Annotated in this window: 8 protein-coding genes; 2 read left to right on the top strand and 6 right to left on the bottom strand. The window is 49.6% G+C overall.

What is annotated here, in order from left to right; genetic code table 11:
* The 3 genes from D9K61_RS12035 to D9K61_RS12025 form a co-directional block, all read right to left on the bottom strand.
* Nucleotides 1-291, bottom strand: a 291-nt coding sequence (locus tag D9K61_RS12035; RefSeq protein ID WP_162946849.1) for a helix-turn-helix domain-containing protein, incomplete at its 3' end; no start/stop codon positions are given.
* 357 nt (nt 292-648) lie between these two features.
* Complete coding sequence (locus tag D9K61_RS12030; RefSeq protein ID WP_120633494.1) at nt 649-4,449, bottom strand: SIR2 family protein; 3,801 nt, start codon at nt 4,447-4,449, stop codon at nt 649-651.
* Nucleotides 4,446-6,425, bottom strand: coding sequence for a P-loop NTPase fold protein (locus D9K61_RS12025; protein WP_120633493.1), 1,980 nt, complete (start codon nt 6,423-6,425; stop codon nt 4,446-4,448). The genes D9K61_RS12030 and D9K61_RS12025 overlap by 4 nt, the downstream gene beginning before the upstream one ends.
* A 234-nt stretch (nt 6,426-6,659) precedes the next feature.
* Between D9K61_RS12025 and D9K61_RS12020 the strand changes: the two genes are divergently transcribed.
* Together D9K61_RS12020 and D9K61_RS12015 are read left to right on the top strand one after the other, a co-directional pair.
* A complete protein-coding gene (locus D9K61_RS12020) occupies nt 6,660-7,256 on the top strand; it encodes a hypothetical protein (protein WP_120633492.1) in 597 nt (198 codons plus the stop codon).
* Between the two features lie 399 nt (nt 7,257-7,655).
* Nucleotides 7,656-8,258 carry a hypothetical protein gene (locus tag D9K61_RS12015; protein WP_162946848.1) on the top strand — a complete coding sequence of 201 codons (603 nt, stop codon included), beginning with the start codon at nt 7,656-7,658 and terminating at the stop codon, nt 8,256-8,258.
* A 234-nt stretch (nt 8,259-8,492) separates the two neighbouring features.
* Here D9K61_RS12015 and D9K61_RS12010 read toward each other — a convergent pair whose 3' ends face one another.
* The 3 genes from D9K61_RS12010 to D9K61_RS12000 form a co-directional block, all read right to left on the bottom strand.
* Nucleotides 8,493-9,476: a hypothetical protein gene (locus D9K61_RS12010; RefSeq protein ID WP_120633490.1), complete on the bottom strand. Its 984-nt coding sequence runs from the start codon at nt 9,474-9,476 to the stop codon at nt 8,493-8,495.
* 218 nt (nt 9,477-9,694) lie between these two features.
* Nucleotides 9,695-10,456: a helix-turn-helix transcriptional regulator gene (locus D9K61_RS12005; RefSeq protein WP_120633489.1), complete on the bottom strand. Its 762-nt coding sequence runs from the start codon at nt 10,454-10,456 to the stop codon at nt 9,695-9,697.
* A 277-nt stretch (nt 10,457-10,733) separates the two neighbouring features.
* Nucleotides 10,734-10,915, bottom strand: a 182-nt coding sequence (locus D9K61_RS12000) for an ATP-binding protein (protein ID WP_162946847.1), incomplete at its 5' end; no start/stop codon positions are given.

Below are 10,915 nucleotides of genomic sequence, written 5' to 3'. Positions count from 1 at the left end.
GGTGTAACCACCCTCGAAGCCATGCTCATCACGCAGTCGCTCGCAGATCCGCTTGGCCGTATGCCGCTGTTTGCGCGGTCGTTGCCGATCTTCCGACAACCATTGATCAATGATCCCGGTGAACCCATCCAGCTTGGGCCGCCGGATCGGTGCTGACCGCCGGTAGCCGGGCGGGACCGAAAACGCCAAAATCTTGCGAACGCTGTCACGAGATATCCCGAAATGCCGGGCCGCTTCTCGCTGGCTCATGCCCTCGGCACAGGCCAGACGAACTTTACGATACAAATCCACGGAAAAGATCCTCCCGCCCCCCTCCGTTACGAAAAGAAGGGCAAAGATGGACGACTTTTACGCCGCCCGCAGCAGGGTCATCCCGCCGCTTCCGTGGTCGACTTTCTCACCGCCGTTCTCACCGCACATTCCAGACGTTTAAAACCAAGAATGAGCTGGCTGGTTAGCGGACAAAGCGATCGTTCGCTACTTCGCTGCTGTAAACCCACTGATGCCTGGGGCTTATCACTTCCAGCAATCTCGACACGAAGTTGCTTCGCAAACTTCTTTGACTTTTGCCAAACCCGTTACGGCAATCATTAGGGAACTGACGCCTAAAGCCAGTTCCCCATTGGTTTGCATGTGTACTTCATGAAGCTAGTTACTCTCAACCAGGTCAATGAGTCTCAGATACCGTCTATCTGCTTTAAGCTCTGGTGAGGCTTCTGTTATCAATGCCAGTATCTTTGGCAGTTCATAGGGTGGCTGGCTCAAGACGCGCGGCGTTACTGTGTCCAGTAGGTCAAGTGTTTCCTCTGGAAACTGTACTGTTATGGGGTCATCGTCACCGACCTCACGAGTAAATCGGTAGAATGGATGACGGTCAGTTTCAACTGGTACCAGGAACCGCTTTAACGCCCTGTACACCACAGGAAAACTTGCACCAGTATCGTCAAGCATACCAATCCAAGATTCGACTGATGAGGCGGTACGAAAGATACGTTCTCTTGGCCAAACATCGTTCAAGAATGGTACTACTAGCTCCTCCCAACCGTTGTCGTTACCTTGGCCGACTTTTCCCAACCACCAGATTAGCTGGTTACGAGTATCACCAGACATATCGCGCAGTACACGACGCATTTGTTTCTTGGACAGCCCGTCTTCCTTGTCACGCCTAAAAATGCACAACCAGCCCAACCATCTTATCGCAACTTTGGCCAAGTCGCGGTCCCAGGCTTGCCGTGCGATCCAAGGTGGCAACTCTAACAACAGCGGTTTGATTAGAACCACAAGTTTTGACGAAGGATTACGACCTCTGCTCAGGAAGCCATTCCACGCTGGTTCGGCGGCAGAGTGATCAAATGCAAGCATTGGAACCAGTCGTTGTTCAACCCATTCTGGATCAACGTGCATCAACCAATTCAACTTGCTGAAAGTGATTGAAACAGCGTGGTCAGAACCTTCGCCTGGTGCGGCGAACAAGCGTTCAATACGGTTCTTGATATAGGCTGGGATTAGCGAGTTTTGTTCTTGTTCTTCACCAGGCACTGCGCGGAACGCAGCTTCTGCGCACATTCCTTCAGGCCCATTGATGGCATGATGATATGTGCGACGTGATTTAGGAATGACTTCATCTCCACGACTTATTTCGCCGATACCACTCTTATTGGCAGCTTCCCCACCACTAAAAACTCCGTCCACAACATTATCAAACACAGACCATGCGAGTCTTTCATCGAACTCAACTAGCTTTGAGATGTTCTGCTCTAACCATCGACATAACGTATGCCTCAACTCTACAATAACGGGATGAGGAAGGCACATTAGACGATGCAGAAACACCTTTCTAAGCCTTGGTGTAATGTCACCAGGTAACTCGTTGATCATTGCCGACCAAAATGCCTGTGGGTAATCGCCATGTCTGGCTGCAACCGATAGTGCTGACAAAGCTTTACGCGGATTGGCCTTTACCAGACCCGTGAATGGGCGTTTGTTTGTGAAACTTCCAAAGTCACGTTGAAGGTCCTTTTTGGCGCGTGGAATGATCTGATCAACGGCGAGGTCCACCACAGCATCAGGTGTTTCATCTGTTCCAACCCACCCAACATGAGTACCATTTTCGGTGACTGTTGAGGTCGCCCATCCATCGCTCCAGTCCTGAATGCGATGAATGATAGCAGCAAGGCGTTCACTTTGATCACCTACAAGTTCACACCCCTGCATTTCCAGGTAACGCGCATATCTTGCAATGAACTCATCGCGCGTACTTGGATACTCATCATCGGACCAGTAGCTTTCTTGATCTGGGCCGCTGAGAAGTCGTTCACCTAGTTGATAACGAAGTGGTTCTGGAAATGCTGACCACCTGTCAACCAGCAGAAATATCACTTCCCGTGCTACATCAATGTTCCAGAAGGTACTTTGGCTCAGTACAAGAACGCGCTGACCGACCTCTTCAGGCTCAAACAGGTCTTTCTTGGACAGAGCGTAGAGGGACAGTTTCTTGAAGAAGAATTGGTCCTCAATTGGCCAGGTCAGGAAGTGCCCCAGTGCAATATCAGGAGACACCTGTACCAGTCGTTCGAATAGCTCAACGAAGAACTTCATCGCGTCGGCAGCTTCATTGTGCCGATCTTCGCCATCCACCTCACGATCAGGGTAACACGTCGGCGTGTCAAAATAGGTCGTACCAATATCTGACAGCAAACCTGAGGTTGCCTTCATCGCACCTTCAAACATTCCAAACACTTGCGGAAGAACGTCGTCAGGTATGGACAGATCATCATTGTGACGTTCAAGGAACTTCACTTCGAACTGCCCCAGGTGACCAAGTTCTATGTCTTGCCAATCCTCTGTTGGAGGACGCGCCCCTGCCAAACTGTAGGGTGGCTTGATATCCAGCTTAGGCGCAGCAACGCGACCAAACTCACGCAGAACACTTGGGGACCAACCCTCGTTCGCAACCCGTCTCTTCAGATCAAACCAGTCGCCATCCCATTCACGGTTCCTGGGGTCTTTGTGGTGATCAATAATCAAAGCCCAAGTATGTCGCGCTTTGTCAGGAAGCTCTTTCTTCTGATCTAAGCACCATTCAATGTGATTCAAAAGGCGCGGGTGCAACCCGTTCTGCCTAATAGCCCACCAAGCGATGACAGGGCTGGACACATTATCCCCTATCCACCTCAACAGATGCCACAGTCGCGGGGGAACACTGGTATGACTATCGGGAGTTCGACGACCTAAACGATGTGCGCCAGATGGGTTTTCATCACCGTGCCGCCAAGACAACAAGTCATCATTGAAGATACCACGACGGTAGTCTTCATCTGAAAGGCTCGGACGATCATCATCCAGCCCATAAGCTTCAATCGGCTCAAAGACTTCAGCATCATCACCATACCCGCTGACACGTTTAGCGGAGCGAATGGACCCGCTGAAAACACATACCCACTCTGGATGCGTTGTATGCTCTGCATCAGCTAGTAATTTGGCACCAGCCACGGATCGTAGAACATGTGCTACTTGACCTCGCTGATATGGTGCCAGTGATTTGGGATCATGTTCTGTCGTAGCAATTACCGACTTACGCCAATTTCTGGGATCATCAGCCCGATCCGCCCATGCCTCCATAGTCTCCCAGAGGTCTGGATGATCAGGATAGGCTATTGCCGTAACACCACGGTCGCGCCACTTAGCTTCGATGTCCTCAGGTGTTCCCTTATCAAAAGCATATATTCGGGTGCGGTCAAACTGCCCATCGTGGTTCAACCCTTGCAGCAGATACTTAATTGGAGGGTCTTCAGCCTGATATCCCACCAGTACCACAGTGTAGTGTTCCAGTAAGTTCCGTATGAAATTTGTGGCCCACGCCTCTGAAAGGTATGCACGACCAAAATCAGCACTACTAAGGACATATGGGTGTTGATCCGCAGCTTGGTTCGCAAGTCGTCCGTGCAGGTATGTGATGCCCTCAACCGAGTTTCCAAATGTAAGATCAGGGAAAGCTGGAGGTGCAAACGTGGGGAGATCAACATCCAGTTCGAACAACAGGTCAAAGTTGGTCGTGACGATCTGTGGGACGCCGTTTGGGCTGGTTGAGATACGTTTTACCAAGTTGTGGTGATGGCCGACTTGACCGCTACCAGTAGAAGCCTGAAGGCGCTCTGTTACGAGAGCATTCACCTCATCGCGACCATATTCCAGGTGAAGAAGATTAAAGATTTGATCCAGTGGCATGTTTGTACCAGTTGGATCATCAATCCAAGACTGGAACGCCCGCATAATTTCGGAGTCTTCTGGTGGATCAAAGAAGTCAATCACATGTTGGGTAAGACCGATGAAGCTCGGCATACCAGATGGCAATGACACACCAGCGCCGCAGAGGAATACGACACGGCCAGTATCACTACGTTCAAGTAGGACATCTGGGATGATTGGACCGTTTACGTGAAATCTCATTTGTTACCGACCCGCTTTCTTGTCATCCAGCTAAGGTCAGTTGAATTGCCACTTGAGAACTCTGAGAACTGCCGCAGTTCCCATTTCTCAATAATTGATGAATTGATGTGGTTAATAAGATTGTTTATCTGAACATTCCTTGGCTTGCTCTTTGAGATTGCAATCCGATGTGACAGTTCAACTTGAATATCGCGCCACCAAGAACCCTCTGCATCCAAGAGTTCAGTCCGATACTCATAGCGGTTCTTAATGCTTCCAACGACAAGCCGTTCGTCATGACGCGATAGGCTGAACCACGCATCAACAAAGGTTTTAACATCAATGGTCGCCAATATTGGCACATCCAAGTAACGCTGTTCTGGCGCGTGGTTGATTATGGTTAGGTTTCCAAAGAAACGTACCCAATCTTCGGCAAGGAATTTCAGGAGTTCTTTGCCAGCATCCTCACTCATCCAAGTGTGGTGCCAGGCATCCATTTTCCCGACTAGGTACTTCATCACATCCTTAAATTCCGCATCCTCTCGCCCGATAAATCCTAGGCCGTCATACGAGTCTAAATGACGACCGAAACTTTCCGTGACACCACGACAACGCTCATCCGTTAGCTGGGTGACGAACATTTCATCAATGTATGTCTTCAACTGTGCAATCGTCGTAGGAACGGTTTGGTCAATCAGCTTGTGATCTGCCAACATAATGGAAACGCCAACAACATGAAGAAACTCACCAACTTCGACGTAACGGCCATCCTTCAGGTTCGATTGCATGTCTTCAACATCAGACCAAAATTCTGTTTCAGAACCATCTGAAAAATCCCAGTCATAGAGGTGCCAAAGCCGCCGCCAAGATGGCCATGCTGCAACGCCAGCAACTTCATCCGATTGGGCCAGTTCAGCGTTCAATCTGTCGGCATCAACAACTCCAGAGGTCAAGATCGATATCCAATTTTGGACAGTAATGACGGTCCTGATCCCGTTATGTTGTTCGTATTTTTCGAAGACCCGCCTTTTAGGTGTGGGTTCCTTATCTTTGTCGAATGAAAACTCACAGACATGACGAACTTCATCCCTATCTTCATCATACTTTCCCAACAAATCTTGAGGTTTCAGAGATGATGTTTCATCCGCCAGGTCGAGCTTGAACTCGATGAAGAAGATGAAGAATTGAGTGATGAGGTTTTGAACTAGTTTGTCGTTCTGACGGTACTCCCGTTTCATTTTCTCCAGAATGGAGGCCAACTGCCAGATAAACTGACGCAACGCCCTTAGGTTGTGAAACCCCGACTTACCGTAAAGATAGAGAATATCACCTTGGTGCTTCAACAAGAGTTCACGAGCTTCAGTCTGTCCAATCTCAGTTATGAATGATGCCAATGCACTGTCAGGATCGCTTGCCAGTAAGAAAGATTGCCCAACAACCTTTTCCTTAAAGGCACTGAAGTGTTTGTCATCCAGGTTGTCGGTGTTCGCGCATAGGATCACGCGAGTATCCCCATGCTCCACAAAGCGGTTCACGACACCTAGTAGCTCTGACATCGGGATTTGGCAGCGTTCCAAGTCATCAAGAACCAAAAGGGCTCCATCCATGTTCTTGGCCGATTGTTCGAGTTGTGAAGTGGCGGCATCAACAACCTTGTTAAGGTTTGCAGTGCCTCCCAGTATTCCACCTGTTCCCAGCGTGAGCGCACCGCTGAATATTGATCCAGCAAGCCCTACGCTTTTGTGCAATGTCTTGGTAGCCGTGCTGGCACTGGCATAGAAGAGACTTGTCTCAAGAGATTGGATGTCAGCGATACCAAAAACAGAAAGGTATATCGGTTTGCGATCTGTAAATGTCTCATCTTCCAGAAGCCTGGTGACGAAGTGTGTCTTCCCACAGCCCCAGCGGCCTTCAATCAATACTGCAAAGTGAGGTTTGGAATTGGTGTTTGCCCAATCCTTCAAAAAATCTCGTACTTCGGTTCGATTAATGCCCATCACAAACTACTCGCCATTAAATTGAATGCCTCTGTATGGCAGGCGCAGACAATCACGTCGATCATTGTTTGGATTCAAACATTGAAAACGTTAGATTTTATCAGTTCCGTTGCTACTGGACAGGGTAACCTTACAAGTGCATATCCATCACTTATGCCAAGGGCCGACTAACGGACCAAGTGAGGTCCTGCGATACTACCTTTATGTGGCAGTCAAAATTATTTTGGAGATACCATGGAATTTTCAACATCTGACTGGATCGCCATGGCTGCGATTGCAGCGACTGTCATTGTAGGCGTAGTCAGTTGGTTTGTTTCCGCTGCATTGACGCGAAAATCAATTGAAAAACGTGTGCTGGGATACAGGATGGACTCTACCCCATTGATGACAACATCCCTTCAAACCGCTGGGCTTAAAATTGAGTTTGATGGTGAAGAGCTTCCAGAACCAATGCTGCTAACTGTTGAAATATTCAATTTAGGAAATGTAGCTTTGGAGAATCCTCCAATCTCAATAGCAACGTCGAAGGACGCCACCTACATCATACCCGTTCAAATCGAGGATATCGAACCAGGCTACGAAGACCTATGGGAGATCGAGAGAACTGATGCCGATGAGTGCGCGATCAGGCTGGCCCATATCAATCCAGGTCAAGTCGTTAAAGCGACTATCCTCATGGATGAGGTGCCAGCTGAGATGCCGCATTTTAGATGCCCGCTTCCCAATGTTGTCGTCAAGGAGGTTAACCCAGTTGACATGACTAAGGTTTCTGTCGGACTGGCGAATGTGTCAGTATCTATCATGTTGAATGCTCTGGGTGTTCGGCGATAGCTGTATGCATCACCTTTCAGACTTTGCCTTAGTCTGAACCTATCAAAAACGGTAGTTTGTGAGGAGGAAATTTCAGCCCCCCGGAAAGTAGTCTCAAATCGCCGCAGCCATTCTCAAAACTCGTACTCGAATCCAAATCTCCTGGAACTTTGATGCGGTTGGGCTCGTTGCAGACCTTCTCTGCGGTGGGCATCAACAGATCGAAAGAGCCCCGAGCTGCCGTTGACCAAGTTTCCGTCTTTCGCTCATGCAGCAGGTTGCGAACCGTGCGTTGCGGACGTTCAACATCAGTTAGAAACTGGCGGGGTCGCGGCGCATAACCTCAAATACGTAGACTGGGTACTGACACCGAGTAACCTTTCCTCTACTTTTAGGCCGTTTGCAAGCTGGAGTACATTGATGACGACCCCGACAACACTTTCACAATCTAGGCAAACAATGAGAAATGCCCTGTTCGTACTGATTGCTATCTTTTTCGGGGGATCGCTGCCAGCTTCCGCGCAGTATCACCCTGAGCGTGGTTATGATGCGATGAAGAAGGGTACTGTCTTTGTCTACAAACGCGTGTCTGGGCCTACTTCGACCATCCGTTTTGTTGGGAAACGCCGAGGGCTTTTTGTGTTCGAAGCACACACCATAGACGGTCAAAACACGAACTATGAGCGAACGATTTATCGCAACGCAAAAGGTCAAACTGTTCGGTTTGAAAGGGCTGACGGGGCGAAGCTGAGATATGAGCCCCACAATTGTTGGTTGGTCGCAGGCCAATGTAACTATGAGTTCTATGATAGAAACGGGGTGCCCGGCAGATATCGAACAAGCGGTAAATTTACGAACCGTGGATATGTTCAGACGACCGACTACCTGAACGGTTCCAATTGGGAGCCCGTCGTTAAACTTCGTGTGACTTTTGACGAAAATGGACTAGAAACCTCACGTCGAATACAGGAAGGCACAAAGCGTAGCCGATATGATCTGAAGAAGGTTATTTCGCCCAAGTAAGATGTTCACAGAAGTCAATGACCTGTCTGTTGCTGTTGTCTTCAGGATGCATCAACTGGCGAATTGAGCCCCAACCCGCCCTTGACGTTCAGCATAGGCGCTGCGGATGCATTCGGCAGCTTTCCCCCTGCTGGGCGGCGGAATTTGCTAGTTCGCTGCGGAATGACTAGACTGTCAACTGAATCGATTTCGGAACCAACAAATCGTAGGCGTGAACCGCATGGATGATGCTCCCTAGTGCTCTTCAAAGTCACCATTGGAAAAGTAAGTTCCAACTATCTTGCACACCATTCTGTTCTGGTTGTCATCAACAACTGCTTCAGAAGCAACCAAAGGAGACGAAGCGCTATTTCCTCTTTTTTCATCACAGTTTCGGACCATGAAAGACGATAGCATGCCATTTTCATCGGTTTGGCAGTTAGACAGATCGTTTTGACCACAATTATTGCTTTTTGGCCCGAACACGGACAGCGTTCCGGAGATCACGGGCATCTTTCCTGATCCTGCTTTCAATCCGAGAGAGGAGTCGTAAGCCACTTTGTAGTGCGTTGGAAATCGTGGGGCCGGGGGAAATGCAGACACGAAAATATTGTCATTGTCGCTAGCGATGTTCGCAACAATGCGGACGTCTTGGTCTGCTTCCCGGGTTATGACAAAACCAAAGGTTGAACCGGTTGTCAGGCTAGATGGAAATGTAAAATTGGTCGACCCTCCCACGACTAGTACTTCGACGTCGTCTGTCGTTGTCGGGGCGACTGCTGGTGATAACCAACGGATGGTGACCGTCATCTCAGTTGGTTTTGCATCGTAGACCGTAATTCTAGGTCCTGAACGGTGTGCGCCATCAATGCAGGCCCGATATGCTTCAACAGCGTTTTGGGATAATGTTTGAGTAGCAACGCTGATCGATCGATTGTAGTGCCAATCGAGTTGGCTATTTTGAAAGTACCGTTCGCGCAGCTTTTCCGCGGCCTCATACTCGGCGCTGAGAGGCACACCATAAATTGGGACCGTAATACCGAACATCTTCTTTGTATCTCGTGCGACGGAGCGACTGAACAGATCGAACCTAGCGATGGAGAGAGATTCGTTCATGTCCAGGTAACCGACATCTTGGATCAGTGCTTTTGCGCAATGCTCCGCTGAGTTTCCTTGAGCTGTTAGTGCTGTGGGAAGTCCAAAAATAACGAGTACCAAAGCGCGATATGTGCGAAACACATTGACCTCCTAAGTCCAAAAAAAATCGTTGGATCGAGGCTTCGGGAAACCGAAGATTGCAACACCAACATTCTTCGACCAAATCCGTTTCAAACAAGCTATCGAATCCGATAGGGTCGTTGGCTCGGGTACTTGAGATGAACATTCTGCCACGAGACAGTTTATTCCGGCCTCCCATGCGTTCTAAGAGAGCCAATATGGTTTTCTGGGTTGGTGTACTAAGGCGAGATAAGCCCACGAGCCAGTGCCAAGGCCAGAGCCTGCTCTCTGGTTGATGCGCCCATCTTCTTACGGGCGCCCCGCGTGTGCATTCGAACCGTCACTTCAGATATACCCAGTCGGAATGCAATCTGATCGTTGTTCAAACCGCACGCTAAATAGGTCAACACGTCTCGCTCCCGAACGGAAAGAAAATCGTAGTGGTTCCATGCCGAGCCATCTGGGGACTCAGGTGTAGGAGGAGTGGCGTGTGCCGCCAATATGCCAGCGAACGTGGCCAACGTCGCATCTCCTGTTGATCGCAGTTCGCGAGCATTTGAAACACCACCGAATAGCGTAATGAGTTGCTCCATTTGGCCGCTTGGCCCAGAATATCTGAATGAGATGAAGTCGGTTACACCGCACGTCATATCGAACTTCGCACACTCTCTTTCTCTCTCGCTAGTACAAACATGCCCTATCATTTGCGGAATGGTTACATGGCTGTGTGATGGTAGCTTCCCTCTGCTACGCGCAAGCAGCACTGGATCAACGTCCTGGTATCCCTTCGCCAGAAACTCTTCGACCAATTCCTCCTCAATGGAAACGCGACTCCAGGTAGGCCAATAACCCGCTGTCGAGAACTGGCCAATGCTGACATACTTGGCGCCGGCTTCTTGAGACAAAGCCACAATTTCGTGCCAGGTTTCGTCGATCTCCTTCGCTGCGGACAGCCTTTCAATTGTGTCGATTAGAAAATTCTTCGAGTTCATTGGCGTCATTTGGCACTTTAGGTCGAGATCGAGTCCAAGTGTTACGCCGACAGAGTAGCGGCAGGCTCTGTATATTCCAAATATCTATTTCTGTCAGACGACGGGAATCGGGGAATATCAACGCTGTCTGAATTCATGCGGCTGTCAACGGCGGAGTAAAATTCTGCCACGGGGCGGAGCAAAAGTCGTCCATTGCTTGGGTGGCCGACGCCTTGGCAAACGCGCTCCCAAATAGCTGGCGGTTGCCAAGGCGTCTTGGTCCGTCAGGACCAATCTTTTCCGCGTATTAGGAGTTCTGCCGAGCCCTGCTCTGTGCCAGACGATAGCTTTCTCCGTTCATCTCCAGGATGCTGACATGGTGGGTCAGCCGGTCGAGCAAGGCACCGGTGAGGCGCTCTGATCCGAACGTTTCCGTCCACTCATCGAAGGGCAGGTTTGAGGTGATCATGATGGAGCCGCGTTCGTACC

Source organism: Ruegeria sp. EL01, from assembly GCF_900313035.1.
Taxonomy (GTDB): domain Bacteria; phylum Pseudomonadota; class Alphaproteobacteria; order Rhodobacterales; family Rhodobacteraceae; genus Ruegeria.
This window is presented reverse-complemented; position numbering and strand designations above follow the sequence as displayed.

What these genes read in the sequence shown, in the direction of transcription:
- D9K61_RS12030 (WP_120633494.1), bottom strand. Translation starts at nt 4,449, where the DNA reads ATGAGATTTCACGTAAACGGTCCAATCATCCCAGATGTCCTACTTGAA.
- D9K61_RS12025 (WP_120633493.1), bottom strand. Translation starts at nt 6,425, where the DNA reads ATGGGCATTAATCGAACCGAAGTACGAGATTTTTTGAAGGATTGGGCA.
- D9K61_RS12020 (WP_120633492.1), top strand. Translation starts at nt 6,660, where the DNA reads ATGGAATTTTCAACATCTGACTGGATCGCCATGGCTGCGATTGCAGCG.
- D9K61_RS12015 (WP_162946848.1), top strand. Translation starts at nt 7,656, where the DNA reads ATGACGACCCCGACAACACTTTCACAATCTAGGCAAACAATGAGAAAT.
- D9K61_RS12005 (WP_120633489.1), bottom strand. Translation starts at nt 10,456, where the DNA reads ATGACGCCAATGAACTCGAAGAATTTTCTAATCGACACAATTGAAAGG.